This is a genomic window from Leclercia sp. TB492, from assembly GCF_049974505.2.
Taxonomy (GTDB): domain Bacteria; phylum Pseudomonadota; class Gammaproteobacteria; order Enterobacterales; family Enterobacteriaceae; genus Enterobacter; species Enterobacter adecarboxylatus_C.
The window spans coordinates 1323520-1349591 of record NZ_CM127572.1; the positions used below are offsets into that span (position 1 = coordinate 1323520).

At 55.9% G+C, this 26072-nt stretch carries 27 protein-coding genes and 5 tRNA genes; 21 read left to right on the forward strand and 11 right to left on the reverse strand.

Annotated features, from left to right (window positions below; all coding sequences use genetic code 11):
- The first annotated feature begins 93 nt into the window (after nucleotides 1-93).
- The 14 genes from ybgC to pnuC all read left to right on the forward strand — a co-directional run bounded on the left by ybgC (nucleotide 94) and on the right by pnuC (nucleotide 8389).
- Nucleotides 94-498: a tol-pal system-associated acyl-CoA thioesterase gene (gene ybgC, locus ACP4QI_RS06130; RefSeq protein WP_006819080.1), complete on the forward strand. Its 405-nt coding sequence runs from the start codon at nucleotides 94-96 to the stop codon at nucleotides 496-498.
- A complete protein-coding gene (gene tolQ, locus ACP4QI_RS06135) occupies nucleotides 495-1187 on the forward strand; it encodes a Tol-Pal system protein TolQ (RefSeq protein WP_072036639.1) in 693 nt (230 codons plus the stop codon). The genes ybgC and tolQ overlap by 4 nt, the downstream gene beginning before the upstream one ends.
- Before the next feature lie 3 nt (nucleotides 1188-1190).
- Complete coding sequence (tolR, locus tag ACP4QI_RS06140; protein ID WP_032617094.1) at nucleotides 1191-1619, forward strand: colicin uptake protein TolR; 429 nt, start codon at nucleotides 1191-1193, stop codon at nucleotides 1617-1619.
- 37 nt (nucleotides 1620-1656) lie between these two features.
- Nucleotides 1657-3003, forward strand: a complete 1347-nt coding sequence (tolA, locus tag ACP4QI_RS06145; protein WP_156263224.1) for a cell envelope integrity protein TolA — start codon at nucleotides 1657-1659, stop codon at nucleotides 3001-3003.
- Nucleotides 3004-3131: 128 nt separating this feature from the next.
- A complete protein-coding gene (gene tolB, locus ACP4QI_RS06150) occupies nucleotides 3132-4424 on the forward strand; it encodes a Tol-Pal system beta propeller repeat protein TolB (protein ID WP_106992811.1) in 1293 nt (430 codons plus the stop codon).
- A 34-nt stretch (nucleotides 4425-4458) separates the two neighbouring features.
- Nucleotides 4459-4980 carry a peptidoglycan-associated lipoprotein Pal gene (gene pal / locus ACP4QI_RS06155; protein ID WP_032617096.1) on the forward strand — a complete coding sequence of 174 codons (522 nt, stop codon included), beginning with the start codon at nucleotides 4459-4461 and terminating at the stop codon, nucleotides 4978-4980.
- Between the two features lie 9 nt (nucleotides 4981-4989).
- Nucleotides 4990-5784, forward strand: a complete 795-nt coding sequence (cpoB, locus tag ACP4QI_RS06160) for a cell division protein CpoB (protein ID WP_285128309.1) — start codon at nucleotides 4990-4992, stop codon at nucleotides 5782-5784.
- 162 nt (nucleotides 5785-5946) lie between these two features.
- Nucleotides 5947-6022, forward strand: a tRNA-Lys gene (locus tag ACP4QI_RS06165).
- 26 nt (nucleotides 6023-6048) lie between these two features.
- A tRNA-Val gene (locus tag ACP4QI_RS06170) sits at nucleotides 6049-6124 on the forward strand.
- 3 nt (nucleotides 6125-6127) lie between these two features.
- A tRNA-Lys gene (locus tag ACP4QI_RS06175) sits at nucleotides 6128-6203 on the forward strand.
- A gap of 49 nt (nucleotides 6204-6252) precedes the next feature.
- Nucleotides 6253-6328 (forward strand) — tRNA-Lys (locus tag ACP4QI_RS06180).
- A gap of 29 nt (nucleotides 6329-6357) precedes the next feature.
- Nucleotides 6358-6433: transfer RNA gene (locus ACP4QI_RS06185), tRNA-Lys, on the forward strand.
- Between the two features lie 163 nt (nucleotides 6434-6596).
- The gene (gene nadA / locus ACP4QI_RS06190) at nucleotides 6597-7640 is read left to right on the forward strand and encodes a quinolinate synthase NadA (protein WP_426495060.1); all 1044 of its coding nucleotides are present in this window, start codon (nucleotides 6597-6599) and stop codon (nucleotides 7638-7640) included.
- 29 nt (nucleotides 7641-7669) lie between these two features.
- Nucleotides 7670-8389: a nicotinamide riboside transporter PnuC gene (pnuC, locus tag ACP4QI_RS06195; RefSeq protein ID WP_285112537.1), complete on the forward strand. Its 720-nt coding sequence runs from the start codon at nucleotides 7670-7672 to the stop codon at nucleotides 8387-8389.
- Here the strand turns inward: pnuC and zitB are convergent.
- Together zitB and ACP4QI_RS06205 are read right to left on the reverse strand one after the other, a co-directional pair.
- On the reverse strand, nucleotides 8386-9324 hold the full coding sequence (zitB, locus tag ACP4QI_RS06200) for a CDF family zinc transporter ZitB (protein ID WP_426495059.1): 939 nt from the start codon (nucleotides 9322-9324) through the stop codon (nucleotides 8386-8388). The genes pnuC and zitB overlap by 4 nt on opposite strands.
- 108 nt (nucleotides 9325-9432) lie before the next feature.
- Nucleotides 9433-9936: a protein YbgS gene (locus ACP4QI_RS06205; protein ID WP_426495195.1), complete on the reverse strand. Its 504-nt coding sequence runs from the start codon at nucleotides 9934-9936 to the stop codon at nucleotides 9433-9435.
- 321 nt (nucleotides 9937-10257) lie between these two features.
- Between ACP4QI_RS06205 and aroG the strand changes: the two genes are divergently transcribed.
- A complete protein-coding gene (gene aroG, locus ACP4QI_RS06210) occupies nucleotides 10258-11310 on the forward strand; it encodes a 3-deoxy-7-phosphoheptulonate synthase AroG (protein WP_142488727.1) in 1053 nt (350 codons plus the stop codon).
- 67 nt (nucleotides 11311-11377) lie between these two features.
- On the opposite strand, the gene gpmA is transcribed toward aroG, so the two are convergent.
- From gpmA to modE, 7 genes are all read right to left on the reverse strand, one after another.
- Nucleotides 11378-12130: a 2,3-diphosphoglycerate-dependent phosphoglycerate mutase gene (gene gpmA, locus ACP4QI_RS06215; RefSeq protein WP_032617105.1), complete on the reverse strand. Its 753-nt coding sequence runs from the start codon at nucleotides 12128-12130 to the stop codon at nucleotides 11378-11380.
- Nucleotides 12131-12341: 211 nt separating this feature from the next.
- Complete coding sequence (galM, locus tag ACP4QI_RS06220; protein ID WP_426495058.1) at nucleotides 12342-13382, reverse strand: galactose-1-epimerase; 1041 nt, start codon at nucleotides 13380-13382, stop codon at nucleotides 12342-12344.
- Nucleotides 13376-14524, reverse strand: a complete 1149-nt coding sequence (galK, locus tag ACP4QI_RS06225) for a galactokinase (RefSeq protein WP_426495057.1) — start codon at nucleotides 14522-14524, stop codon at nucleotides 13376-13378. The genes galM and galK overlap by 7 nt, the downstream gene beginning before the upstream one ends.
- A 2-nt stretch (nucleotides 14525-14526) precedes the next feature.
- Complete coding sequence (gene galT / locus ACP4QI_RS06230; protein WP_426495056.1) at nucleotides 14527-15573, reverse strand: galactose-1-phosphate uridylyltransferase; 1047 nt, start codon at nucleotides 15571-15573, stop codon at nucleotides 14527-14529.
- A 9-nt stretch (nucleotides 15574-15582) separates the two neighbouring features.
- Entirely contained in the window at nucleotides 15583-16599 is a 1017-nt protein-coding gene (gene galE, locus ACP4QI_RS06235) for a UDP-glucose 4-epimerase GalE (protein ID WP_142488731.1), read from the reverse strand.
- A gap of 205 nt (nucleotides 16600-16804) precedes the next feature.
- Nucleotides 16805-18274: a molybdate ABC transporter ATP-binding protein ModF gene (modF, locus tag ACP4QI_RS06240; protein WP_426495055.1), complete on the reverse strand. Its 1470-nt coding sequence runs from the start codon at nucleotides 18272-18274 to the stop codon at nucleotides 16805-16807.
- Nucleotides 18275-18341: 67 nt separating this feature from the next.
- Nucleotides 18342-19130 (reverse strand): molybdenum-dependent transcriptional regulator, encoded by a 789-nt coding sequence (modE, locus tag ACP4QI_RS06245; protein WP_426495054.1) that lies wholly within the window; start codon nucleotides 19128-19130, stop codon nucleotides 18342-18344.
- 127 nt (nucleotides 19131-19257) lie between these two features.
- On the opposite strand from modE, the gene ACP4QI_RS06250 reads away from it, so the two are divergent.
- From ACP4QI_RS06250 to modC, 4 genes are all read left to right on the forward strand, one after another.
- Nucleotides 19258-19407 carry an AcrZ family multidrug efflux pump-associated protein gene (locus ACP4QI_RS06250; RefSeq protein ID WP_039029358.1) on the forward strand — a complete coding sequence of 50 codons (150 nt, stop codon included), beginning with the start codon at nucleotides 19258-19260 and terminating at the stop codon, nucleotides 19405-19407.
- 179 nt (nucleotides 19408-19586) lie between these two features.
- Nucleotides 19587-20363 carry a molybdate ABC transporter substrate-binding protein gene (modA, locus tag ACP4QI_RS06255; RefSeq protein ID WP_426495053.1) on the forward strand — a complete coding sequence of 259 codons (777 nt, stop codon included), beginning with the start codon at nucleotides 19587-19589 and terminating at the stop codon, nucleotides 20361-20363.
- Nucleotides 20360-21049 carry a molybdate ABC transporter permease subunit gene (gene modB / locus ACP4QI_RS06260; RefSeq protein ID WP_142488735.1) on the forward strand — a complete coding sequence of 230 codons (690 nt, stop codon included), beginning with the start codon at nucleotides 20360-20362 and terminating at the stop codon, nucleotides 21047-21049. The genes modA and modB overlap by 4 nt, the downstream gene beginning before the upstream one ends.
- A 2-nt stretch (nucleotides 21050-21051) precedes the next feature.
- Nucleotides 21052-22110, forward strand: coding sequence for a molybdenum ABC transporter ATP-binding protein ModC (gene modC, locus ACP4QI_RS06265; protein ID WP_285112544.1), 1059 nt, complete (start codon nucleotides 21052-21054; stop codon nucleotides 22108-22110).
- On the opposite strand, the gene ACP4QI_RS06270 is transcribed toward modC, so the two are convergent.
- Nucleotides 22111-22929, reverse strand: a complete 819-nt coding sequence (locus ACP4QI_RS06270; protein ID WP_426495052.1) for a pyridoxal phosphatase — start codon at nucleotides 22927-22929, stop codon at nucleotides 22111-22113.
- A gap of 153 nt (nucleotides 22930-23082) precedes the next feature.
- Here ACP4QI_RS06270 and pgl point away from each other — a divergent pair, with 153 nt between their 5' ends.
- Together pgl and tisB are read left to right on the forward strand one after the other, a co-directional pair.
- Complete coding sequence (pgl, locus tag ACP4QI_RS06275; protein WP_426495051.1) at nucleotides 23083-24078, forward strand: 6-phosphogluconolactonase; 996 nt, start codon at nucleotides 23083-23085, stop codon at nucleotides 24076-24078.
- 431 nt (nucleotides 24079-24509) lie between these two features.
- Nucleotides 24510-24599: a type I toxin-antitoxin system toxin TisB gene (gene tisB / locus ACP4QI_RS06280; RefSeq protein WP_142488739.1), complete on the forward strand. Its 90-nt coding sequence runs from the start codon at nucleotides 24510-24512 to the stop codon at nucleotides 24597-24599.
- A gap of 53 nt (nucleotides 24600-24652) precedes the next feature.
- Here tisB and ACP4QI_RS06285 read toward each other — a convergent pair whose 3' ends face one another.
- Nucleotides 24653-25936 carry a putative acyl-CoA thioester hydrolase gene (locus ACP4QI_RS06285; RefSeq protein ID WP_445730306.1) on the reverse strand — a complete coding sequence of 428 codons (1284 nt, stop codon included), beginning with the start codon at nucleotides 25934-25936 and terminating at the stop codon, nucleotides 24653-24655.
- Nucleotides 25937-26072 lie beyond the last annotated feature (136 nt).

Consider the following 26072-nt stretch of genomic DNA (forward strand, 5'->3'; position numbering starts at 1 on the left):
CCGTTTACTTTCCCCCATTCCAAACCACCATTCCCGCGCGTATAGTAGCGAAGTTTAAAAGCTCTAACTCTTTTTGTATTACCGGGATGTAAAGTGAATACAACGCTGTTTCGATGGCCGGTTCGTGTCTACTACGAGGACACTGACGCCGGTGGTGTGGTTTACCACGCCAGCTACGTTGCCTTTTATGAACGAGCACGCACTGAGATGCTGCGCCATCATCACTTTAGCCAGCAGGTCCTGCTGGCGGAGCGAGTTGCCTTCGTGGTACGCAAGATGACGCTGGAGTATTTTGCGCCTGCCAGACTCGACGATATGCTCGAAGTCCAAACAGAAATAACATCAATGCGCGGAACCTCACTGGTTTTCACGCAGCGGATCGTCAATGCAGAAAACCAGGTACTGAACGAAGCTGAAGTCCTGATTGTCTGTGTTGATCCACTCATCATGAAGCCTCGTGCGCTTCCTAAGTCTATTGTCGCGGAGTTTAAGCAGTGACTGACATGAATATCCTTGATTTGTTCCTGAAGGCAAGCCTTCTGGTTAAACTTATCATGTTGATTTTGATTGGTTTTTCAATCGCATCCTGGGCCATCATCATCCAGAGAACCCGTATCCTCAATGCAGCAGGCCGCGAAGCGGAAGCGTTTGAAGATAAGTTCTGGTCAGGTATCGAACTTTCCCGTTTGTATCAGGAAAGCCAGGGGCGTCGTGAAAACCTCTCCGGCTCCGAGCAAATTTTCTATAGCGGCTTCAAAGAGTTCGCTCGCTTACACCGCGCTAACAACCATGCGCCGGAAGCGGTCGTTGAAGGGGCATCCCGTGCGATGCGTATCTCGATGAACCGTGAACTGGAAACGCTGGAAACGCACATCCCATTCCTTGGCACCGTCGGTTCCATCAGCCCGTATATCGGTCTGTTTGGTACGGTCTGGGGGATCATGCACGCCTTTATCGCCCTTGGCGCGGTAAAACAGGCGACGCTGCAGATGGTTGCACCAGGTATCGCAGAAGCGCTGATCGCGACCGCTATCGGTCTGTTCGCCGCTATTCCTGCGGTTATGGCGTATAACCGCCTGAATCAGCGCGTGAACAAACTGGAACTGAACTACGACAACTTTATGGAAGAGTTCACCGCGATTCTGCACCGCCAGGCGTTTACCAGCACCGAGAGCAACAAGGGGTAAACCATGGCCAGACAGCGTGGACGGGGTCGTCGCGAACTGAAGTCCGAAATCAACATTGTACCGCTGCTGGACGTGCTGCTGGTGCTGCTGCTGATCTTTATGGCCACAGCACCCATCATTACCCAGAGCGTGGAGGTTGATCTGCCGGATGCGACAGAATCTCAGGCTGTAAGCACCAATGACGATCCACCGGTCATCATTGAGGTATCCGGAGTGGGGCAGTACAGCGTGGTGGTTGAAAAAGATCGTCTTGATCAGCTGCCGCCGGAGCAGGTCATTGCCGAAGCGCAACGACGTCTGCAGTCAAATCCGAAAACGGTCTTCTTAATCGGTGGTGCGAAAGACGTGCCTTACGATGAAATAATAAAGGCGCTGAACCTGTTGCATAGCGCGGGCGTTAAGTCAGTCGGCTTGATGACGCAGCCTATTTGATCATCTGCGTACACAACAGAGTTTTTGGGAACCCATAGTGTCAAAGGCAACCGAACAAAACGATAAGCTTAAACGGGCGATAATTATTTCGGCGGTGCTGCATGTCATTCTTTTTGCAGCACTGATCTGGAGTTCGTTCGATGAGCATCTCGATACCGCTGCCGGCGGTGGGGGAGGTTCATCCATCGATGCCGTAATGGTCGATCCCGGCGCGGTAGTACAGAACTATAATCGTCAGCAACAGCAGCAGGCGAGTGCAAAACGTGCTGAAGAGCAACGCGAAAAGCAGGCGCAACAGCAGGCGGAAGAGCTGCGTGAAAAGCAGGCCGCCGAGCAGGAACGTCTGAAGCAGCTTGAGAAAGAACGTTTGCAGGCGCAGGAAGCGGCGAAAGAGCAGGCGGAGCAGCAGAAACAGGCTGAAGCCGCAGCGAAGCAAGCGCAGGAAAAACAGAAGCAGGCGGAAGAGGCAGCAGCCAAAGCCGCAGCGGATGCCAAAGCGCAGGCCGATGCTCAGGCGAAACAGGCTGCTGAGGCGGCAAAACAAGCTGCGGATGCTGCTGCATTAGCCGCGAAAAAAGCCGCTGCCGATGCGCAAAAACAGGCCGAAGCCGAAGCAGCCAAAGCGGCTGCGGATGCGAAGAAGAAAGTAGAAGCTGAAGCCGCGAAGAAAGCCGCTGCCGAGGCCCAGAAAAAAGCGGAAGCTGAAGCTGCCAAACAAGCAGCCCAGGAAGCCGAGAAGAAAGCGGCCGCCGAAGCTGCTAAGAAAGCCGCTGCCGCTGAAAAGGCCGCTGCGGAAAAAGCTGCTGCGGCAGAAAAAGCGGCTGCTGAGAAGAAAGCCGCTGCGGCAGAAAAAGCCGCCGCCGATAAAAAAGCCGCTGCCGAAAAAGCGGCTGCAGATAAGAAAGCTGCTGCCGATAAAGCTGCTGCTGACAAAGCTGCCGCCGCGAAAGCCGCAGCAGCGAAAAAAGCCGCTGCGGAAAAAGCAGCCGCATCGGACGTTGACGACCTGTTCGGCGATTTGAGCTCAGGTAAGAATGCGCCGAAATCGGGTGGGGCCAAAGGTAACGGTCAACCGGCAAAAGATAGCGGAACAAGTGGTGCTAATGGTGGCGCGTCAGGCGCTGATATTAGTGCGTATGCTTCGCAAATTCGTAATGCCATTCAGAGCCGTTTATACGGTGCCGACCTGTATGCCGGTAAGTCCTGTGTGCTGCATATTAAGCTGGCGCCGGACGGTCTGCTGCTGGATGTCACGGAGGAGGGCGGCGATCCTGCATTATGTCAGGCAGCTCTGACGGCGGCGAAAACGGCCAGAATTCCTAAACCGCCTAGCACGGCTGTTTATGAAAAAGTAAAAGATGCCAAACTGGACTTCAAACTGTAGCGATTTTCCCGCTAAAGTTGGCAAAACAGTCTAAGTTTGAGGCTGTAGATTGGTAGTTTTGTTTATTTGGGTTTGTTAACATTCTGCTAAATTATCGCGGGTAAGGTTACCCGGATATGGGAGATATGATGAAGCAGGCATTACGTGTTGCAATGAGTTTCTTAGTGCTGTGGGCAGCGGTGCTGCACGCAGAAGTGCGTATCGAGATCACCCAAGGGGTGGACTCGGCACGTCCGATTGGTGTGGTTCCATTCCAGTGGAAGGGGCCTGGCGCTGCGCCGGAAGATGTGGGCGGCATTGTTGCCGCTGACCTGCGCAACAGCGGTAAATTCAACCCGTTAGACCGTTCCCGTCTGCCACAGCAGCCAGGCACTGCTGCTGAGCTGCAGCCGGCGGCATGGTCCGCGCTGGGTATTGATGCGGTAGTCGTGGGTCAGGTTACCCCTAACCCGGACGGCGGTTATACCGTTGCTTACCAGCTGGTAGACACCGGTGGCGCGCCGGGTACCGTGCTGGCACAGAACACCTATAAAGTGAACAAGCAGTGGCTGCGTTATGCAGGCCACACGGCGAGTGATGAAGTGTTTGAGAAGCTGACCAGCATCAAAGGCGCATTCCGCACTCGTATTGCTTATGTCGTGCAGACCAACGGCGGCCAGTTCCCGTATGAACTGCGTGTCTCTGACTACGACGGTTACAACCAGTTCACCGTTCACCGTTCACCGCAGCCGCTGATGTCGCCGGCCTGGTCACCGGACGGTTCTAAGCTGGCGTACGTGACCTTCGAAAGCGGTCGCTCAGCGCTGGTTATCCAGACCCTGTCTAACGGCGCGGTGCGTCAGGTTGCCTCTTTCCCACGTCACAACGGGGCACCGGCATTCTCTCCGGACGGTTCTAAACTGGCGTTTGCCCTCTCTAAAACCGGTAGCCTGAACCTGTACGTGATGGACATTGGCTCCGGCCAGATCCGTCAGGTCACCGACGGTCGTAGCAACAACACCGAACCAACCTGGTTCCCGGACAGCCAGAACCTGGCCTTTACCTCTGACCAGGCGGGTCGTCCACAGGTGTATAAAGTCAATGTTAACGGCGGTGCACCGCAGCGTATCACCTGGGAAGGTTCACAGAACCAGGACGCAGACGTGAGCGCTGACGGTAAGTTTATGGTAATGGTTAGCTCGGCCGGTGGTCAGCAGCACATTGCCAAACAAGATCTGGGCGGGGGTGGCGTACAAGTTCTGTCGTCAACTTTCCTGGATGAAACGCCAAGTCTGGCACCTAACGGCACTATGGTTATCTACAGCTCTTCTCAGGGGATGGGATCCGTGCTGAATCTGGTTTCTACCGATGGGCGTTTCAAAGCGCGTATTCCGGCAACTGATGGACAGGTAAAATCACCTGCCTGGTCGCCGTACCTGTAATAATAATTAATTGAATAATAAAGGAATCATAGAAATGCAACTGAACAAAGTGCTGAAAGGGCTGATGATCGCTCTGCCTGTTATGGCAATCGCAGCGTGTTCTTCTAACAAGAACGCCAGCAACGACCAGAGCGGCGAAGGCATGATGGGTGCCGGCACCGGTATGGACGCAAACGGCAACGGCAATATGTCTTCTGAAGAGCAGGCGCGTCTTCAGATGCAACAGCTGCAGCAGAACAACATTGTTTACTTCGATCTGGACAAGTTCGACATCCGTTCTGACTTCGCTGCGATGCTGGATGCGCACGCTAACTTCCTGCGTAGCAACCCGTCTTACAAAGTCACCGTAGAAGGTCACGCGGACGAACGTGGTACTCCTGAGTACAACATCTCCCTGGGTGAGCGTCGTGCTAACGCCGTTAAAATGTACCTGCAGGGTAAAGGCGTTTCTGCTGACCAGATCTCCATCGTTTCTTACGGTAAAGAAAAACCTGCAGTACTGGGTCACGACGAAGCGGCTTACTCCAAAAACCGTCGTGCCGTACTGGTTTACTAAGAGAATTGCATGAGCAGTAACTTCAGACATCATCTGTTGAGTCTGTCGTTACTGGTTGGTATAGCGGCCCCCTGGGCCGCTTTTGCTCAGGCACCAATCAGTAGTGTCGGCTCAGGCTCGGTAGAAGACCGGGTCACCCAACTCGAGCGTATTTCTAATGCTCACAGCCAGCTTTTAACCCAACTTCAGCAGCAGCTCTCTGACAACCAAACCGATATTGATTCACTGCGCGGACAGATCCAGGAAAGCCAGTATCAGCTCAATCAGGTTGTGGAGCGTCAGAAGCAGATCCTGCTGCAGATAGATAGCCTGAATAATGGCGGCGCAGCAGCGCAACCAGCCGCAGGCGATCAAAGCGGCGCAGCTGGTGCGACGGCAACGCCTCAGGCTGATGCGTCAGCCTCCACAGGCGCGCCTGTACAGAGCGGTGACGCGAATACTGACTACAACGCGGCGATTGCCCTGGTGCAGGATAACTCGCGCCAGGACGAAGCTATGGCGGCGTTTCAGAACTTCGTGAAGAAATACCCTGATTCAACCTATCAGCCCAATGCGAACTATTGGTTGGGACAGCTGAATTACAACAAGGGTAAAAAAGACGACGCGGCGTTCTATTTTGCCTCCGTGGTAAAAAATTACCCTAAATCACCGAAAGCCCCAGATGCGATGTACAAAGTCGGGGTGATCATGCAGGACAAAGGCGACACCGCGAAAGCGAAGGCCGTCTTCCAGCAGGTGGTCACTAAGTTCCCGGGCACCGAAGGTGCAAAACAAGCGCAAAAACGTCTTGCTGCGATGGGATGATTGCCGGTTGACCAGAAATCGCGTTTTTTCTGGTCTTGCCGCATACTTCCTAAGCAGTTAAGTGATATTCATCAAAATATTAGTTGCGCAGAATTCTGAAATCAGTAATATATGCCGCCGTTGCCAAGGGATATCAAACAGCCCAAAAGCAGCCAAAATAGTGGGTCGTTAGCTCAGTTGGTAGAGCAGTTGACTTTTAATCAATTGGTCGCAGGTTCGAATCCTGCACGACCCACCACTAAAGCAGTTCCGGTAGTACAGAGTGGGTGATTAGCTCAGTTGGTAGAGCATCTCCTTTACACGGAGGGGGTCGGCGGTTCGAGCCCGTCATCACCCACCACTCGGGTCGTTAGCTCAGTTGGTAGAGCAGTTGACTTTTAATCAATTGGTCGCAGGTTCGAATCCTGCACGACCCACCAATTTTGAATTGGTACCGAGTAAAATTATCTTCGAAGTCAATACCCGAATGGGTCGTTAGCTCAGTTGGTAGAGCAGTTGACTTTTAATCAATTGGTCGCAGGTTCGAATCCTGCACGACCCACCACTTCGAAGAAAAGCAGTACATCCCCCAAGGGGTCGTTAGCTCAGTTGGTAGAGCAGTTGACTTTTAATCAATTGGTCGCAGGTTCGAATCCTGCACGACCCACCAATGTAAAAAGGCGCCCTAAAGGCGCCTTTTTGCTATCCAGCCCGATGACATTTCGCTCCAGATTCGCTATCTTGTTTAGTATACAAAACACAATGGTCGCCCGTTTTGCTATGTCGCGCAAAATAAAGGCGATATTGTTAAGCCCGTAAAACGAGAAGCCAAAATGAGTGTGATGTTTGATCCTGAAGCCGCTATTTATCCCTTCCCGCCGAAGCCTGTTCCGCTGAGTCTGGACGAAAAGCAGTTCTACCGTGAAAAGATAAAGCGTCTGCTCAAAGAGCGTGATGCGGTCATGGTGGCGCACTACTACACCGATCCGGAAATTCAGCAGTTGGCAGAAGAGACCGGCGGCTGCATTTCGGACTCGCTGGAGATGGCGCGCTTCGGAGCAAAACATCCCGCTTCAACGTTGCTGGTGGCCGGGGTGCGTTTTATGGGCGAGACGGCAAAAATCCTCAGCCCGGAAAAAACCATCCTGATGCCGACCCTCAATGCAGAGTGCTCGCTGGATTTAGGCTGCCCGATCGACGAATTCACCGCCTTTTGCGATGCCCATCCTGACAGAACGGTGGTGGTTTATGCCAACACCTCTGCCGCGGTCAAAGCGCGTGCCGACTGGGTGGTAACGTCCAGCATCGCCGTCGAACTGATTGAGCATCTCGACAGTCTCGGCGAGAAAATTATCTGGGCGCCGGACAAACATCTGGGTAACTACGTTCAGAAACAGACCGGGGCAGACATTATGTGCTGGCAGGGCGCCTGTATCGTTCATGACGAGTTTAAAACCCAGGCGCTGGAGCGCATGAAAGGCCTCTATCCGGAAGCCGCTGTGCTGGTCCACCCGGAGTCACCCCAGGCGATCGTCAACATGGCGGATGCCGTCGGTTCCACCAGCCAGCTGATCAATGCCGCGAAAACGCTGCCGCATCGCCAGCTTATCGTCGCCACCGATCGCGGCATCTTCTACAAAATGCAGCAGGCGGTGCCGGAGAAAGAGCTGCTGGAAGCGCCGACCGCAGGCGAGGGGGCAACCTGTCGCAGCTGCGCGCACTGTCCGTGGATGGCAATGAACGGACTAAAGGCGATTGCAGACGGGCTGGAGTCGGGCGGCGCGGCGCATGAGATCCATGTGGATGCGGCGCTGCGTGAAGGGGCGTTAATTCCGCTTAACCGGATGCTGGATTTTGCGGCTACACTACGTCCTTAAGCTACGTAACGTAACGCTGAGGGAAAAAGATGGATTTTTTTAGCACGCAAAACATTCTGGTACATATACCCATTGGCACCGGCGGCTATGACTTGTCATGGATTGAAGCTGTCGGGACGATTGCAGGTCTGCTCTGTATCTGGCTCGCCAGCCTGGAGAAGATCGTCAACTATGCGTTTGGCCTGGTGAACGTCACGCTGTTCGCCATTATCTTCTTCCAGATCCAGCTGTATGCCAGCCTGCTGCTGCAGCTGTTCTTCTTCGTAGCCAATATTTATGGCTGGTATGCCTGGTCGCGGCAGAACAGCCAGCAGGAGGCGGAACTGCAGATCCGCTGGCTGCCGTTGCCGAAAGCCGTCGGCTGGCTGGCCGCCTGCGTGGTGGCTATCGGCCTGATGACGGTCTATATCGATCCGGTGTTCGCTTTCCTGACCCGCGTGGCGGTGTCGGCGATGAGCAGCCTGGGCCTGAACGTCACCATGCCGGAGCTGCAGCCTGATGCCTTCCCGTTCTGGGATTCGTGCATGATGGTACTGTCGATTGCCGCTATGATCCTGATGACCCGCAAATATGTCGAAAACTGGCTGCTGTGGGTGATCATTAATGTCATAAGCGTGGTGATCTTCGCCCTGCAGGGCGTCTATGCCATGTCGCTGGAGTATATGATCCTGACCTTTATTGCCCTGAACGGCAGCAGGATGTGGATTAACAGCGCGCGTGAACGGGGTTCCCACGCGCTGGCACGTTAATGGTGGTGATGATGGGCGTGGTCGGACTGGATCTCATTGAGATGGCAGTCCGGTCCGTTACAGGGGGTGTACTCCATCTGGATGGTGCTATGCGCAATGGCGTAGTGGTGCTCCAGAAAATGCTGGATACGCCCCAGTAACGCATCGTGATCGTGAGGAGGAATGACCTGAACATGCAGCGTCATCAGCGGCTTTTCACCCACCATCCAGACGTGAACATGATGCACATCGCGCACTTCGGGAATGGATCGCGTTAAGTTGCGCTTCAGCGCCGGAATATCCAGCGACGCCGGGGCCCCTTCCAGCAGCTCATTCACGCTCTCCTGCAGTAACCGCCAGGCACTGCGTAACACCAGGCACGAGACTAAAATCGACAGTATCGGATCGATCGGCGTCCATCCCGTCCAGAGGATCACCAGCGCCGCGACGATGGCCCCTACCGAACCCAGCAGATCCCCCAGCACATGCAGCGCCGCTGCCCGCACGTTGAGGTTTTTCTCTTCACTGCCGCGATGCAAAATCCAGAACGCCAGTATATTGGCGATAAGCCCGGCAACCGCCACTACCATCATGGTGACACCCGCGACAGGCTGAGGATGCCGGAAACGCTGGAAGGCTTCCCAGACAATTAAAATCGTGATTAACACCAGCGCAATGGCGTTGACGAATGCGGCAAGGGTGGTAAGGCGCAGCCAGCCAAAGGTGCGACCACGGCTTGGAGGACGGCGGGCGAATATCACCGCCAGTAGCGCAAACAGCAGAGCAGCCGCGTCCGTTAACATATGTCCGGCATCGGCCAACAGCGCCAGCGAGCCGGAAACCAGCCCGCCGATCACTTCGATGACCATAAATGTGGCAGTCACGGCAAAAGCCAGCTTCAGCCGTTTAGCATTGTCGTCCTGCGAGGAAGGGGCGTGCGAGTGGGCGTGCGCCATGAATGATGTCCCGGTTCATTATTATTGTAAGTGTAGCGTTTTTAGCATCTTACACAAAAAACAAAGGAGAGCCGTAGCTCTCCTTCATCATAACCGCATTACCGTTAATTACTGGGTAGTGCCGTCAGTTTTTTGTTCTTGCGGAGTTCTTTCAGTATCGACTTTGCCGGACTGATCCGGACATTTGCCATCTTTACACATTGAGTTCTTGTGCTGGTCGTCCTTGGTCATGCCGCTACTGTCCATCTTGCTTGGGTCATCATTACCCATGACAGAGTTGGTGCCACCGGTAGTCGAACTGTTGCCGGTACCGTTAGTCGTGCCAGTGCCGCTGGTGGAGTTAGTGCCATCAGGGTTTAGCATTGTCCCGCCAGTGCCAGTGCCAGTACCAGTGCCAGTACCCGTTGTGCCTGAACCCGTATTAATCTGGCTGTTACCGGTATTATTTGGAGCAATATTCTGATGCGCATCAGGCGCTACTGCTCCGGCATCCGCAGCGGCGTTTGCCTGGCCGTTGTTGCTGCTGGAGCCAGTGTCAGCCGCCAGGGCTGCACCGCTTGCCATCGTGAGCGAAGCTGTCAGGAAAAGGGTTGCGAGTTTAGTCATTTTCATCATGCTGCTCCTGTTCTGGTCGTTATGTTCTGGATAACTTCTTTCCACAGTGCATATGCGAAATCGATATACTGCTCAGTGGTTAAAGATGCCATGATCCATACTTAGGTCAGTATGGAATCGCGATAAACGTAATAAATGCAGTGCATACAGTTAAAAAGTTTAGGGTGTATCTCGTTTTTCGCTACTTTGTGGGGTTTTTTAAGCGAATTCCAGGATTTATCTGTGCGAAGTGTAAAAGCCAGTTTACACTTCCTGACTGACAAGATAGATTGAAGGGATTGCATTCGTTTATAAAAATATGGCAAAGCTGGAAAGAAGATGAATTATCAGAATGACGATTTACGTATTAAAGAGATCAATGAGTTATTACCCCCTGTAGCGCTCCTTGAGAAGTTTCCTGCCACCGAAAATGCCGCCAACACCGTTTCTCATGCCCGTAAAGCGATCCACAAGATCCTGAAAGGTAATGACGATCGTCTGCTGGTGGTGATCGGCCCGTGCTCCATTCACGATCCTGCGGCGGCGAAAGAGTATGCAGCACGCCTGCTGACGCTGCGCGAGACGCTGAAGGATGAGCTGGAAATCGTCATGCGCGTCTACTTTGAAAAACCGCGTACCACCGTGGGCTGGAAAGGACTGATCAACGATCCGCATATGGATGGCAGCTTCCAGATCAACGACGGTCTGCGCATCGCCCGCAAGCTGCTGCTGGATATCAACGACAGCGGGCTGCCGGCGGCGGGTGAGTTCCTTGATATGATCACCCCGCAATATCTGGCAGACCTGATGAGCTGGGGCGCCATTGGCGCGCGTACCACTGAGTCTCAGGTCCATCGCGAGCTCGCGTCCGGGCTCTCCTGCCCGGTGGGCTTTAAAAACGGCACCGACGGCACCATTAAAGTGGCGATCGACGCGATTAATGCCGCCGGGGCGCCGCACTGCTTCCTCTCCGTGACCAAATGGGGTCACTCTGCGATTGTAAACACCAGCGGCAACGGCGACTGCCATATTATTCTGCGCGGCGGCAAAGAGCCTAACTACAGCGCGGCGCACGTCGCGGAAGTGAAGGCGGGCCTGGACAAAGCGGGTCTGCCTGCACAGGTGATGATCGACTTCAGCCATGCCAACTCCAGCAAGCAGTTTAAGAAGCAGATGGACGTCGGCACCGATGTCTGCCAGCAGATTGCGGGCGGTGAAAAGGCCATTATCGGGGTGATGATTGAAAGCCACCTGGTGGAAGGCAATCAGAATCTGGAAGGTAGCGAGCCGCTGGTTTACGGTAAGAGTGTTACCGATGCCTGCATCGGCTGGGACGATACCGAAACGGTACTGCGTCAGCTGGCAAACGCGGTGAAAGCCCGTCGCGGCTAAAAAAAATGCCGGATAAGTATCCGGCATTCAGCATCTAAGGCCCGGTCATCGCGACCGGGCTTTTTTATTACTTGGCTTTACCCTGGTTCGCAACGGCCGCAGCTTTAGCCGCGATCTCGTCAGCGTTACCCAGATAGTAGTGCTTGATTGGTTTGAAGTTTTCGTCGAACTCGTACACCAGCGGTACGCCGGTTGGGATGTTCAGCTCGAGGATCTCGTCTTCGCCCATGTTGTCCAGGTATTTCACCAGCGCACGCAGGGAGTTACCGTGAGCAGCGATGATCACGCGCTCGCCGCTTTTCAGGCGTGGCAGGATGGTTTCGTTCCAGTAAGGCACCACGCGATCGATAGTCAGCGCCAGGCTTTCAGTCTGTGGCAGCTCAGCATCGGTCAGTTTCGCGTAACGCGGGTCGTGACCCGGGTAGCGCTCGTCATCTTTGGTCAGCTCTGGTGGGGTTACCGCGAAGCCGCGACGCCACTGTTTAACCTGCTCGTCACCGTATTTTTCTGCGGTTTCTGCTTTGTTCAGACCCTGCAGCGCACCGTAGTGACGCTCGTTCAGTTTCCAGGATTTCTCAACCGGCAGCCATGCCTGATCCAGTTCGTCCAGCACGTTCCACAGGGTGTGGATGGCACGTTTCAGCACGGAGGTATAAGCAAAATCGAAGCTGAAGCCTTCGTCTTTCAGCAGTTTGCCCGCTGCTTTCGCTTCGCCAACGCCTTTCTCGGACAGGTCAACATCATACCAACCGGTAAAACGGTTTTCGTTGTTCCACTGGCTTTCGCCGTGACGTACCAGAACCAGCTTAGTTACAGCCATATTTTACTCCTCCAGAACAAGCATTATTTGAATGATAACAATTCTCATTATATTGCTGCGGCTGAGCCGCGGGCAACGCTTAACCCTAACCATAGCGAAAATAGTGTCGCAGTGTAAGATGCTTGTGAATGAGGGGTTGTGATTTTGTCCGTAACTGGCGCTATTTTCAGCAAGATGGGCAAAAAAAGCCCTCCATCAGGAGGGCCGGTTTTTATTGCGTAATGAACTGATATTCCGTGACGCTGATGTACTCTTCACCCGGACGCAGAATGCAGTCGGGCTGCGGCCATTCCGCATGGTTCGGGCTGTCGGGTAAAAACTCGCTCTCCAGCGCCAGGCCTTGCCAGGCACGATATTCACCGTCTTCCCGCGCCGGCGTGCCGTCGAGGAAGTTACCGGAATAGAATTGCAGGGCAGGGGCGGTGGTATAGACCGTCATCTGCAGCTTTTCATCGGCCGACCACAGGTGCGCCGCAGGCTGGCTCAGATCACCCAAGGCATCAAGCAGGAACGCATGATCGTAACCTTTCACCTTGCGCTGATGGTCATCCGCCAGGAAATCCTGGGCGATAGCTTTGGTGGTGCGGAAATCAAAGCTTGTGCCCGCCACGGCTTTTAACCCTTCCTGCGGGATCCCCATTTCATCGACCGGCAGATAGCGCTGGGCCAGCAGTTGCAGCCTGTGGTTACGCACGTCGCTGCAGTCGCCGTCGAGGTTGAAGTAAGCGTGGTTGGTCAGGTTGACCGGGCAGGGCTTGTCCACCGTGGCGCGGTATTCAATGGCGATCCGGTTATCATCCGTTAAGCGATAATGGACGCTCGTCTCACAGTTACCCGGGTAGCCCTGATCGCCATCCGGGGAGTGGAGGGTCAGCAGCGCTTCGCCATCGTTCTGCTTGATAATGCGCCAGCGACGCTTGTCGAAGCCGTCCGGGCCGCCGTGTAGCTGGTTTTCGCCCTGGCTCGGCAGCAGCGCATAGCGCACGCCATCCAGCTTAAAACTGCTTTTGGCGATGCGGTTGGCATAACGGCCCACCGAAGCGCCAAGGAACGCGGTTTGTTCAACGTATTGCTCAGGTGAGGCACAGCCGAGCAGGGTTTCGCGCACGCTGCCGTCACGCATCGGGACGCGGGCGGAAAGCAGCGTGGCGCCCCAGTCCATCAGCGTCACCACCATCCCCGCGCTGTTGCGCAGGGTGATCAGGCGGTACGGCAGGCCGTCAGGGGCGAGAACAGGTGTTTCGTTTAGCACTGGCCAGCTCCTTGTGAGGCGTTGCAAACATAGAAGGTCTCTTTGATACCGGTTTTGGCTTCATACTGCTGCTCAACGGCTTGCTGAACAACCGGGACTAACGCCTCCGGCACCAGCGCCACGATGCAGCCACCGAAACCGCCCCCGGTCATACGCACGCCGCCCTGCTCGCCGATCGCCGCTTTGACAATCTCCACCAGGGTGTCGATCTGCGGTACGGTGATTTCGAAATCATCGCGCATGGAGGCATGCGATTCAGCCATCAGCTCGCCCATCCGACGCAGATCGCCTTTCTCCAGCGCTGCCGCCGCTTCCACGGTACGGGCGTTTTCGGTCAGGACGTGACGAACGCGTTTGGCGACTACCGGATCCAGCTCGTGGGCCACTTTATTGAACTCAGCGAGTGAGACGTCACGCAGCGCAGACTGCTGGAAGAAGCGCGCCCCGGTTTCACACTGCTCGCGGCGGGTGTTGTACTCGCTGCCGACCAGGGTGCGTTTGAAATTACTGTTGATGATAACAACCGCCGCGCCTTTCGGCAGGCTGACCGCTTTGGTGCCCAGCGAGCGGCAGTCGATCAGCAACGCGTGGCCTTTTTTGCCCAGCGCCGAGATCAGCTGATCCATAATACCGCAGTTGCAGCCGACGAACTGGTTCTCTGCTTCCTGGCCGTTAAGGGCGATCTGCGCGCCGTCCAGCGGCAGATGATAGAGCTGCTGGAACACGGTGCCGACCGCCACTTCCAGCGAGGCGGATGAGCTTAAGCCCGCGCCCTGAGGTACGTTGCCGCTGATCACCAGATCCGCACCGCCAAAGTTCTTGTTGCGCTTCTGCAGGTGTTTTACCACGCCGCGAACATAGTTCGACCACTGCTGGCTGTCGTGCTCAACAATAGGCGCATCCAGTGAGAACTCGTCGATCTGGTTGTCGTAATCGGCCGCCAGCACGCGCACCTTGCGGTCGTCGCGTTTCGCGCAGCTGATTACCGTCTGGTAATCAATGGCGCAGGGCAGGACGAAACCGTCGTTGTAATCGGTATGCTCGCCGATCAGGTTAACGCGGCCTGGGGCCTGAATCGCGTGAGTGGCAGGGTAGCCGAATTTTTCAGTAAACAGGGCGTGGGTTTTATCTTTCAGGCTCATTGTTATTCTCCGGATTCGCGAAAATGGACATCACTCACTGCACGCAGGCGTTCTGCGGCCTGTTCCGCCGTCAGATCACGCTGGGTTTCCGCCAGCATCTCGTAGCCGACCATAAATTTACGTACGGTCGCGGAGCGCAGCAGCGGCGGATAAAAGTGGGCGTGCAACTGCCAGTGTTGATTCTCTTCGCCATTAAAGGGCGCGCCGTGCCAGCCCATGGAATACGGGAAAGAGCACTGGAACAGGTTGTCATAACGGCTGGTCAGCTTTTTCAGCGCCAGCGCCAGATCGCTGCGTTGGGCTTCGCTCAAATCGGTGATCCGCAGAACGTGGGCTTTCGGCAGCAGCAGGGTTTCGAACGGCCATGCCGCCCAGTACGGTACCACGGCTAACCAGTGCTCGGTTTCCACCACGGTGCGGCTACCGTCGGCCAGCTCGCGCTGGACATAGTCCAACAGCATCGACGATTCCTGCTCAGCGAAATAGGTCTTTTGCAGGCGATCTTCCCGCTCCACTTCGTTAGGCATAAAGCTGTTGGCCCACACCTGGCCGTGCGGATGGGGGTTGGAGCAGCCCATGGCTGCGCCTTTGTTCTCAAAGACCTGCACCCAGGGATAGCGCTGCCCCAGCTCGGCGGTCTGTTCCTGCCAGGTTTTCACGACCTCGGTCAGGGCCTCAACGCTCAGTTCCGGCAGGGTTTTGCTGTGATCCGGCGAGAAGCAGATCACCCGGCTGGTGCCGCGTGCGCTTTCGCAGCGCAGCAGCGGATCGTCACTCTGCGGCGCGTCCGGCGTATCGGTCATCAGGGCGGCAAAGTCGTTAGTGAAAACGAAGGTGCCTGTATAGTCGGGGTTAATATCCCCGGTCACGCGGGTATTCCCCGGACAGAGGAAACAGTCCGGATCGTGCTGCGGCAGCGTCTGTTTAGCTGGCGTCTCCTGTGCGCCCTGCCAGGGACGCTTGGCGCGATGCGGTGACACCAGGATCCACTGCCCGGTTAACGGATTGAAACGACGATGTGGGTGATCGACGGGGTTAAATTGGGTCATGACAGATCCTTAGTCCGGATAGCCCTGCGGGTGGCGAGACTGCCAGCGCCAGGTATCCTGTGCCATTTCATCGAGCGTGCGCGAAACACGCCAGTTAAGCTCTTTCTCGGCCTTGGTGGCATCCGCCCAGTAGGCGGGCAGATCGCCGTCGCGACGTGGGGCAAAGTGATAGCTCACCGGTTTGCCGCAGGCGGCGCTGAAGGCGTTCACCACGTCCAGCACGCTGCTGCCGACGCCTGCGCCGAGGTTGTAAATATGGACGCCCGGTTTATCGGCCAGCTGCTGCATAGCCGCCACGTGACCGTCGGCGAGATCCATCACATGAATGTAGTCGCGAACGCCGGTGCCGTCCGGGGTCGGGTAGTCGTTGCCGAACACCGCCAGCGAATCACGACGGCCTACTGCCACCTGGGCAATGTACGGCATCAGGTTATTGGGGATACCCTGCGGATCTTCGCCCATATCCCCTGACGGATGCGCGCCCACCGGGTTGAAATAGCGCAGCAGGGCGATACTCCAGTCCGGCTGGGCTTTTTGCAGGTCGGTCAGGATCTGTTCCACCATCAGCTTGCTTTTGCCGTACGGGCTTTGCGGCGTCCCGGTCGGGAAGCTTTCGGCATAAGGGATTTGCGGCTGGTCGCCATAGACGGTGGCAGAGGAGCTGAAGATGAAGTTTTTCACGCCCGCGGCGCGCATGGCGGAGATCAGACGCAGCGTACCGTTGACGTTGTTATCGTAATACTCCAGCGGTTTTGACACCGACTCGCCCACGGCTTTCAGCCCGGCAAAGTGGATCACTGCCTCAATGGCGTGATCGTGGAGGATCTCGGTCATCAGCGCTTCGTTACGAATATCGCCTTCGACAAAGGCAGGCTGTTTACCGGCCAGGCGTTCCATGACCGGCAGCACGCTGCGTTTACTGTTGCACAGGTTATCAAGGATGATGACGTCGTGGCCATTTTGCAGCAGTTGCACACAGGTATGACTTCCTATGTAACCGCTACCACCTGTTACCAGAACTCGCATATTTCGCTCCATTAGGCTTAGGGTATGAGATAATCCTAGCATAACAGAGAGCAGGAAAGTGTGACATGGGATAAATTAGTGGAATCGTTTACACTGGATGAAGCGCAACCGCTTTCCGGCTAAAAAAGGATTGTAAATCAAAGTGCCCGGGATGGGATGTTGCAGGTTATCTGAAAAAAACGGGGGGGCGTCCCCCGTCAGGATGTCAGACCGGGCCCGTCCGGTAGCGGTAACTGTCGCCGTCAGCGACAAACTCCAGGCGGTGGGTGATACAGGCGGGAGCATCCTCCGCATGGTGAGAGACAAACAGCAGCTGCGTTTCCCCTTCGCTAATCAGTACATCCACAAAGCGGCGGATCAGCTGGCGGTTAAGCGGATCCAGCCCCTGCAAGGGCTCGTCGAGGATCAGCAGGGTCGGGTGCTTCACCAGCGCGCGCACGATCAGCGCCAGCCGCTGCTGGCCCCACGACAGGCTGCTGAACGGCGCATCCGCGACCCGGTTATCCATCCCGAGGATATCCAGCCACTGCTGCGCCAGCTTGTGCTGCCTGTCGGAAACCGCCTGATAAATTCCGATGGAGTCGAAATACCCCGACAGAATGACATTGCGCACCGTGGTGCTGACCCGGTAATCGAGGTGCAGGCTGCTGCTGACATAGCCGATATGCTTTTTGATATCCCAGATGGTTTCGCCGCTGCCGCGACGGCGGCCAAAGAGGGTGAGATCGTTGCTGTAGCCCTGGGGATGATCGCCGGTAATCAGGCTCAGCAGAGTCGATTTACCGGCGCCGTTGGGGCCGACAATCTGCCAGTGCTCGCCGGGATTTACCGTCCAGCTCAGATGGTCAAGGATCGGGCGATCGTTATACGACACCACGCCGTCATTGAGCACTATCCGCGGTTCGCCTTCTGGCAGGGCATGGCGTGCCGAAGGGGCATCCGGTTCGGGCAGGGTGACGCCGTTCAGCTTTTCACTGTGCGCCAGCTGGGCAATCAGGGCCTGGTTCAGCAGGGCCGCTTTTTCCCCCACCGCCGTCAGGGTACAGTCGGCCAGTACCCCGGCGTTCTTCACAAAATCGGGGATCTCGTCGAAACGGTTAAGGACCAGCACCAGGGTGTAACCCTGCTGATTAAGCGAGGCCAGCAGATCCGCCAGCTGCCCGCGGGATTTCACATCGAGGCCGTCGAAAGGCTCATCGAGGATCAGCAGCTCAGGTGCGGCCATCAGGGCCTGGCACAGCAGCGTTTTGCGGGTTTCGCCGGTGGAGAGGTATTTAAAGCGTCGGTCCAGCAGGTGAGCGATGCCGAACTGTTCCGCGAGCTGGCGGCAGCGGGCATCGTCTTTGATCTCGTCCTGGATAATCTCAGATGCCGTGCGGCCGGTATCTTCTTCGCCGGGGCTGAGCAGATCGGTGTTGTTGCGCTGCCACTCGTCACTAACCAGTTTTTGCAGCTGTTCAAAGGAGAGGCGGGTCAGACGCGTAAAGGTACTCTGGCGTTCGCCCTTCAGCAGCGTCAGCTCCCCAGCCAGCGCCCGGGCGAGGGCAGACTTGCCGCTGCCGTTACTGCCAACGAACGCCCAGCTTTCACCAGCATTGAGCGTAAAATCCGCGAGCGTGAGCGTACGGGTATCGCTAAGACGAAACGTGCCTTGCGAAATTTGCAATGATGACATGATTTATCCCATTTTATGCAGCAATAAGCATCAGGGATACCCAGTGTCGGGGCGAATGTCAATGCGCTTAGCACAACGTGGCGATAATCACCCGGTCAGCATTAAAATATGCCGTTACCTCAGTACATTCTTCTAAGCCCCGGCTCTGGGCCACAGGCACGGTGGCGCAAAGCGTCTGGCCGTCGGGCAGGGTCATCAGCACTTCACACTGCTCATCGCCCCGATCGATATGGTTAATGATCCCCTGCAATTGATTATCCGCCTGGATCGCCGTCTCCCTGTCCTGAGTGATACTGACCCAGGGGGCCTTCAGCAGCACCAGCACCTCTTTGCCCTCATCCAGCCCCAGCCGCTCGCCGCTCTGGGCGGTAATGGCCACTTTCAGGCGGGTAGTACCGTCGGCGAGTAAAATATCCACCTGCTGCTGGACGCGATCGTCATCGCGGGCGGTGACCGTACCAAACCACTGGTTGCGGGCGCTGGTCTGCAAGGAGAAACGCGAGATAGCGCCAAGCAGGCTGTCCAGCGGCAGAGCGTCGTCGTCGCTTAAGACATCGAAGGCTTTCTGTTGGATCTGCCCCAGCAGGTCATAGAGCTGGATCAGTCGCTGCCCGTAGCGCGTCAGTATCGCACCGCCGCCGCCTTTGCCGCCGGTAGCGCGTTCGACCAGAGTCTGTTCGCTCAGGGTGTTCATCTCATTGATGGCATCCCAGGCGCTTTTATAGCTAATGCCGGCGTTCCTGGCTCCCTGGCTGATGGAACCGGTTTGCGCAATCTGTTTAAGCAGGGCGATGCGGCGGGGATCGGCAAACAATTTTTGCGAAAGACGGAGGGTGAGGAGAATTTCGGCCTGCATAACAATGTCCTGGCAAAAGGGTTATTGTGACCTAATTCGTTTTATGCGCAAACTGTACCGCACAAAAGGGGATGTATTTCTCGCTTTTCCGGTTAGAATAAGGCATTCACATTGTCTGGAGAAAGCCATGTTAGAGTTGCTGAAAAGTCTGGTATTCGCCGTGATCATGGTGCCAGTGGTGATGGCTATCATTCTCGGTGCCATCTACGGCCTGGGTGAGGTGTTCAACATCTTTTCCAATATCGGCCACAGAAAACAGCCGAAAAAACAGCATTAATTTCCTGTAAAAACGCCCGGTTCTGCCGGGCGTTTTGCTCTCAAGTTTCCCTCTTCCGCGCCGATATTACTTACGGCATCAGTTTCATTTACTCACTAATCGGTACGATTTAACGCTGGGAAAACCTTAGGGTTATCGTTATATTTATTTTTATATAACGACACTCACAGGAGTTAAAGATGACACGTACATGGTTACGCCTTTTCGCAGGGGCAACGCTGACCCTCACCCTGACCGGACATGCACTGGCGGATGAGGGCAAAATTACCGTCTTCGCGGCAGCATCCCTGACGAACGCGATGCAGGATATCGCTGCGGAGTATAAAAAAGAGAAAAACGTCGAGGTGGTGTCGTCCTTTGCGTCTTCGTCCACGCTGGCGCGCCAGATCGAAGCGGGAGCGCCTGCGGACCTGTTCATCTCCGCCGATCAGAAGTGGATGGATTACGCGGTCGAGAAAAAATCGATAGATACCGCCAGCCGCGCAACCCTGCTGGGCAATAGCCTGGTAGTGGTGGCACCGAAAGAGAGTGCCCAGGGCGAGACCGCCATAAACAAAGAGACCCGCTGGACCAGCCTGCTGAAAGACGGGCGTCTGGCGGTGGGCGATCCGGAACACGTTCCGGCGGGCATTTATGCCAAAGAGGCGCTGCAAAAACTTGGGGCCTGGGAGACGCTGTCCCCGAAACTGGCCCCGGCGGAAGACGTGCGTGGCGCGCTGGCGCTGGTGGAGCGCAACGAAGCGCCGTTGGGCATCGTCTACGGCTCTGATGCCGTCGCCGGAAAAGGGGTGAAAGTGGTGGGGACCTTCCCGGAAGACTCACATAAGAAAGTGGAATATCCTGTTGCCATCGTCGATGGACATAAAAACGCTACCGTCAGCGCCTTTTACGATTATCTGAAGGGGCCGCAGGCATCGGCAATCTTTAAACGTTACGGATTTACGACTCACGAATGATATTGACCGATCCCGAATGGCAGGCCGTGCTGCTGAGCCTGAAAGTCTCTTCCCTCGCGGTTGCATTTAGTTTGCCCTTTGGGATCTTCTTCGCCTGGCTACTGGTTCGCTGTAAATTTCCCGGCAAAGCGCTCCTTGACAGTGTTTTGCATTTGCCGCTGGTGCTGCCGCCGGTGGTGGTCGGTTACCTGCTCCTCATCGCCATGGGGCGACGCGGGTTTATCGGCGAGCGGCTGTATGAGTGGTTTGGCCTCAGCTTTGCCTTCAGCTGGCGCGGTGCGGTGCTGGCAGCCGCGGTGATGTCGTTCCCGCTGATGGTGCGGGCGATCCGCCTGGCGCTGGAAGGGGTCGACATGAAGCTTGAACAGGCGGCCCGCACGTTGGGTGCCGGACGCTGGCGCGTATTTCTGACCATCACGCTTCCCCTGACGCTGCCGGGCATTATTGTCGGCACCGTGCTGGCCTTTGCCCGCTCGCTGGGCGAGTTTGGCGCGACCATCACCTTTGTTTCTAATATCCCGGGTGAAACGCGCACTATCCCGTCGGCGATGTATACCCTTATCCAGACCCCCGGTGGCGAAGGGGCCGCCGCGCGTCTTTGTATTATCTCCATTGTGCTGGCGATGGTGTCGCTGCTGGTATCGGAATGGCTGGCCCGTCTGAGCCGTGAACGGATGGGGAACTGACCATGCTGGAACTCAATTTCACCCAGACCCTGGGCGAGCACTGCCTCACCCTCAACGAAACCCTGCCTGCCAGCGGAATTACCGCCATTTTTGGCGTTTCCGGCGCGGGGAAGACCTCGCTGATCAACGCCATAAGCGGCCTGACCCGGCCCCAGTCAGGGCGGATCGTGCTCAACGATCGGGTGTTGAACGACGTAGAAAAACGCATTTATCTGGCACCGGAAAAGCGCCGGGTTGGCTATGTCTTCCAGGATGCACGACTGTTTCCGCACTACAAGGTGCTGGGCAATCTGCGTTATGGCATGGCGAAAAGCATGGCCGGGCAGTTCGATAAGCTGGTGGCTCTGCTGGGCATTGAACACCTGCTTGACCGGCTACCTTCGTCGCTCTCGGGCGGGGAAAAGCAGCGCGTGGCGATCGGCCGGGCGCTGCTCACCGCCCCGGAGTTGCTACTGCTGGACGAGCCGCTGGCCTCGCTGGATATCCCCCGCAAGCGTGAGCTGCTGCCCTATCTGCAGCGCCTGGCGCGTGAAATCAATATTCCGATGCTCTATGTCAGCCACTCGCTGGACGAGATCCTGCATCTGGCCGATAAGGTGCTGGTCCTGGAAAACGGCAGCGTGAAGGCGTTCGGCAATCTGGAAGAGGTGTGGGGCAGCAGCGTGATGCACCCGTGGTTGCCTCAGGAGCAGCAGAGCAGCATTCTGAAGGTGAGCGTGCTGGAGCACCATCCGCACTATGCGATGACCGCGCTGGCCATTGGCGATCAGCATGTCTGGGTCAACAAGCTGGATAAACCGCTGCAAACCAATCTGCGCATTCGCATTCAGGCGTCGGACGTCTCGCTGGTGCTGCAACCGCCGCTCCAGAGCAGCATTCGTAACATTTTGCGCGCCAAAGTGGCCCAGTGTTACGACGATAGCGGTCAGGTTGAGGTGCAGCTGGAAATTGGTAGCCGCACGCTGTGGGCGCGTATCAGCCCCTGGGCCAGGGATGAGCTGGGGATCAAACCTGGCCTCTGGCTCTACGCACAGATCAAGAGCGTGTCGATCACCACCTGATCACACCAGATGGGTATAGATAAATTGGGCGATGCTGTCGGTGGTGTTGTCGCCAATTACGATGTTGGCGCGCGCTTTGACGGCGTCGTCCGCATTACCCATTGCCACCCCGGTCCCGGCCGCTTCCAGCATGCTGATGTCATTGTAGTTATCGCCAAAGGCAATGACGTCCTTCATTGATCCGCCGATGGATTCCACATACTGCGCCAGGCGCTTGCCCTTGCTGTTGCCTTTGCGGGCAATATCCACCTGATCGTGCCAGGACCATTCGCACTCCAGGCCCAACGTCTGCTCCACGTGTTTAGCGAAGGCATTTAGCTTGCTGGTATCTTCATCGGTCAGAGCAAATTTCCAGATAGCGTTAACGTCCCGGGCCGCCTGCGCCAGCGACGGCACCTGGGTGAACACCGGACGCTGCGCTTCCGGCAGCGACAGCGCCCAGTTGCTGGTGCGGATCACATGCCCGGTCGGGCGTTCGTAAAGCATCGCGTCGTCGACATACATCAGGCCGTGAATGACATGTTCATCGAGCAGATCAATCAGTTGCAGCGCCTGGGTAACCGGCAGCGGATCGGCCTGCAGAACCTTTTTTGCTTGATAATCATACAAATAGGTTCCGTTACAGCAAATTGCAGGTGTATCTAACGCCAGCGCCTGATAAAAAGGATGAATCGCAACATGATGACGACCCGTCACGATGAGGAGCTGGTATCCCGCCTCCTGGGCACGCTTCAGGGCGTCGAGGGAAGAGGGGAGCAGGGTTTTTTGCGGGGTTAACAGCGTACCGTCTAAATCCAGTGCAATCACACGCGAGGTCATTTGATATTCCGGGTTAATGTTGAAATGGCAGAATGAGCAGATGGTACACCGCGTGACTAAGGCTGCAAAATTCCTGGTTAAAATTCAGCATTCACCGTTAAAAAAGACTATCCTGGTACATTACTTTTACGCGCAGTGAGGAAAGGAGCATTCATGAAACAAACCGTTTATACCGCCAGTCCTGAAAGCCAGCAGATCCATGTCTGGCGTCTGAATCCCGAAGGTACGCTCACCCTGGTTCAGGTCGTCGATGTTCCCGGCCAGGTTCAGCCGATGGCGATCAGCCCGGATAAACGTTTCCTGTATGTGGGCGTGCGCCCGGAGTTCCGTGTGCTGGCGTACCGTATCTCTCCTGAAGATGGCGCGCTGACCTTTACGGCCGAAGCTGCGCTGCCGGGGAGCCCGACCCATATCTCAACCGATCTGCAGGGGCGCTTTATCTTTAGCGGCTCTTACAACGCCGGTTGCGTCAGCGTCACCCGCCTGGATGATGGCATTCCAACGGAGACCGTTGAGGTGGTTGAAGGGCTGGAAGGTTGTCACTCGGCCAATATCTCCCCGGATAACCGCACCCTGTGGGTGCCGGCGCTGAAACAGGATCGTATCTGCCTGTTTACCCTGGGCGACGACGGCAAGCTGGCCGCGCAAACGCCAGCAGAAGTGACCACCGTTGAAGGCGCAGGCCCGCGTCATATGGCCTTCCATCCGAACCAGCAGTACGCCTATGTGGTGAATGAGCTGAACTGCTCGGTAGACGTCTGGGCCCTGCGCGATCCGCACGGCAACATCGAGTGCGTGCAGACCCTGGACATGATGCCGGCGGACTTCACCGATACGCGCTGGGGGGCGGATATCCACATCACCCCTGATGGACGCCACCTCTATACCTGCGATCGTACCTCAAGCCTGATCACCATTTTCAGCATTTCTGAAGATGGCAGCGTGCTGGCCATCGAAGGCTTCCAGCCGACCGAGACCCAGCCGCGCGGCTTTAACGTCGATCATAGCGGTAAGTACCTGATTGCAGCGGGTCAAAAATCGCACCATATCGCGCTGTATGAGATTCAGGGCGAGCAGGGGCTGCTGGAAGAGAAGGGGCGTTATGCCGTCGGTCAGGGGCCAATGTGGGTGGTGGTTAACGCGCACTAAGGCGACTAAATAAAAAAACCTCGCAAATGCGAGGTTTTTTTATGCCCGGTGGTTGCCGGGTGAGCACATCGGTAACACCAACCTCAATATAGTAATCCCGGCCTGGCACTATGTAAAATTAACCCACGGCAAAAGAATGGGATGAGCCGCTGAGTTAATAATTATCATACTGAAAAATAATAATATTTTTCTTTATCTGAATAAATTCTTAATCTGTTTGAAACTGTTTTTATATACAGTTATCAGAGATTACAATGTTGCCGTTGGTTCGATGTGAGCAGTTCCGCAAATCAGGTTTCTTTTAAGTCCTGGCTGGCGGGTGGTGCCGTCAGTACCTTAACTGTGGAGCACATCGGTAACACCAACGCCCACTGGTGACAGGCAGCGGAAAGGTAAGTCAGTGGAAGTGCTCCTGACCAAAGGAGTGGCGTATGAGCAGTATGGGATGGGTAATTCTGTTCCTGCAACTCATGGTTGCAGTATTGCAACTGCTGGATGCGTATCTTAAGACCGGTGCCTGACGTGCCCAGCCGCAGCATTAAGGGGGAGTTACTCCCCCTTTTTGCTAATCATATTACTGCTTCGGTTCCGCTACCACTTTGCTGCCCACGCCGCGGTTGTTGTATTCCCACATGCGGTTGAAGTTAGCGTCGTTGAGGTTACGCTGCACGTTGCCTTTCTCATCCACCGCACCGGTATTACCCGCATACGGACGCTGAGAGATCGCCGCGTTGCCCCACGGTTTTGCCATGTTAAAGCCTTCGTTGATCACGCTGTCGCGAATCACCACCTGGCCGTTGGAGGCAGAATCGACGTCCAGCGAGCGGCCCAGCTGTGCCACACCGTCACCCATCGCGGTAAAGCGGCTGTTCACTGCCAGGAAGCCGTAGAACATGTTCGACAGGGTGGCCGGGGCGAAGACATAGCCTTCCTGCTGGGTACGGGTATTCATCACCCGGAAATCGGTGTTATCAAACACCACGGCACCGCGACCAGAGACAATATCCACATCCCCTTCAATGTAGCTGTTAGTGACCACCGTACGGGTGATGCGGTTGTTCTTCAGGGTGTTATCAACGCCGCTGTTGGTAACGAAGAAGGTATTCTGACGACCCAGAATATTTACCTTGTCGATCTGCACCTGGTCGCCATCGCTGCGCAGGGCAACCGCCTGGTGATTACCGGCATCGACGCTGTCGCCGAGATTGTTTTCAATCGTCAGGTTCTGCAGCTGCAGGCCGGTGTTCTGCGACCAGAAGACGGCGGAACACATCACGCCGACGGTGGCACTGTGCTTGCTCTGGCAACGGTCAAACATGTACCAGGCCGGTTTACCAGGCATGTATTTACCGCCCGGATTGACCAGACGACGCCAGCTCGCGGTATCCATCTCCGAGTCGATCGCCAGACCAATTTTCACATCAATCGGTTTTTCACCCGTACCGTACAGGGTCACGCTACCCGGCGCGGCAGGCACATACACGGTGCCTTCGTACTCGCCTGGTAAAATGGCAATGTACTGACGGGAGCTGCTGTGCTTAGCAATGGCTGCATCAACCGCCGCCTGAATGGTGGTATGCGTAACGCCCTGGGTTCCCGCCGGGCCAACCACAAAGTTCGGCTGCGCAGGCAGACGAATGGCGTAAGGACTCCACGGCGCCGCGTTTGGATCCATGGCCGTGAAGTAGCGAGCCTGCTGGAAGTTTTTCGCTTCATCAGTGGAAAGGATCGGGCGGGAAGCCGTGCCTGGTGCGACCTGCTCTGAAGGCAGTTGATCCGGCGGAGTAGAGCTGCACGCGGACAACGTCACGCCAAATGCGAGGGCCAGCGCCAGACGAGAAATCCTGGAAATGTTCAAGGGAAAGCTCCTGCTAAGCATATCAATAGGGGGATAACCGAAATAGCCTGCTTTTTTATACTAAGTTGAGCGAAACGGGAAGATTAAAAGGCAAAAAGTTACTTTTTATTCCCGCGCTTAGCGGGAAAGTTGTCAC

Bases quoted from the DNA above. Each gene is read 5' to 3' on its own strand.
- tolR (WP_032617094.1), top strand. From the start codon at position 1,191: ATGGCCAGACAGCGTGGACGGGGTCGTCGCGAACTGAAGTCCGAAATC.
- tolB (WP_106992811.1), top strand. From the start codon at position 3,132: ATGAAGCAGGCATTACGTGTTGCAATGAGTTTCTTAGTGCTGTGGGCA.
- pal (WP_032617096.1), top strand. From the start codon at position 4,459: ATGCAACTGAACAAAGTGCTGAAAGGGCTGATGATCGCTCTGCCTGTT.
- cpoB (WP_285128309.1), top strand. From the start codon at position 4,990: ATGAGCAGTAACTTCAGACATCATCTGTTGAGTCTGTCGTTACTGGTT.
- nadA (WP_426495060.1), top strand. From the start codon at position 6,597: ATGAGTGTGATGTTTGATCCTGAAGCCGCTATTTATCCCTTCCCGCCG.
- pnuC (WP_285112537.1), top strand. From the start codon at position 7,670: ATGGATTTTTTTAGCACGCAAAACATTCTGGTACATATACCCATTGGC.
- zitB (WP_426495059.1), bottom strand. From the start codon at position 9,324: ATGGCGCACGCCCACTCGCACGCCCCTTCCTCGCAGGACGACAATGCT.
- ACP4QI_RS06205 (WP_426495195.1), bottom strand. From the start codon at position 9,936: ATGAAAATGACTAAACTCGCAACCCTTTTCCTGACAGCTTCGCTCACG.
- aroG (WP_142488727.1), top strand. From the start codon at position 10,258: ATGAATTATCAGAATGACGATTTACGTATTAAAGAGATCAATGAGTTA.
- gpmA (WP_032617105.1), bottom strand. From the start codon at position 12,130: ATGGCTGTAACTAAGCTGGTTCTGGTACGTCACGGCGAAAGCCAGTGG.
- galK (WP_426495057.1), bottom strand. From the start codon at position 14,524: ATGAGCCTGAAAGATAAAACCCACGCCCTGTTTACTGAAAAATTCGGC.
- galT (WP_426495056.1), bottom strand. From the start codon at position 15,573: ATGACCCAATTTAACCCCGTCGATCACCCACATCGTCGTTTCAATCCG.
- galE (WP_142488731.1), bottom strand. From the start codon at position 16,599: ATGCGAGTTCTGGTAACAGGTGGTAGCGGTTACATAGGAAGTCATACC.
- modF (WP_426495055.1), bottom strand. From the start codon at position 18,274: ATGTCATCATTGCAAATTTCGCAAGGCACGTTTCGTCTTAGCGATACC.
- modE (WP_426495054.1), bottom strand. From the start codon at position 19,130: ATGCAGGCCGAAATTCTCCTCACCCTCCGTCTTTCGCAAAAATTGTTT.
- ACP4QI_RS06250 (WP_039029358.1), top strand. From the start codon at position 19,258: ATGTTAGAGTTGCTGAAAAGTCTGGTATTCGCCGTGATCATGGTGCCA.
- modA (WP_426495053.1), top strand. From the start codon at position 19,587: ATGACACGTACATGGTTACGCCTTTTCGCAGGGGCAACGCTGACCCTC.
- modB (WP_142488735.1), top strand. From the start codon at position 20,360: ATGATATTGACCGATCCCGAATGGCAGGCCGTGCTGCTGAGCCTGAAA.
- modC (WP_285112544.1), top strand. From the start codon at position 21,052: ATGCTGGAACTCAATTTCACCCAGACCCTGGGCGAGCACTGCCTCACC.
- ACP4QI_RS06270 (WP_426495052.1), bottom strand. From the start codon at position 22,929: ATGACCTCGCGTGTGATTGCACTGGATTTAGACGGTACGCTGTTAACC.
- pgl (WP_426495051.1), top strand. From the start codon at position 23,083: ATGAAACAAACCGTTTATACCGCCAGTCCTGAAAGCCAGCAGATCCAT.
- tisB (WP_142488739.1), top strand. From the start codon at position 24,510: ATGAGCAGTATGGGATGGGTAATTCTGTTCCTGCAACTCATGGTTGCA.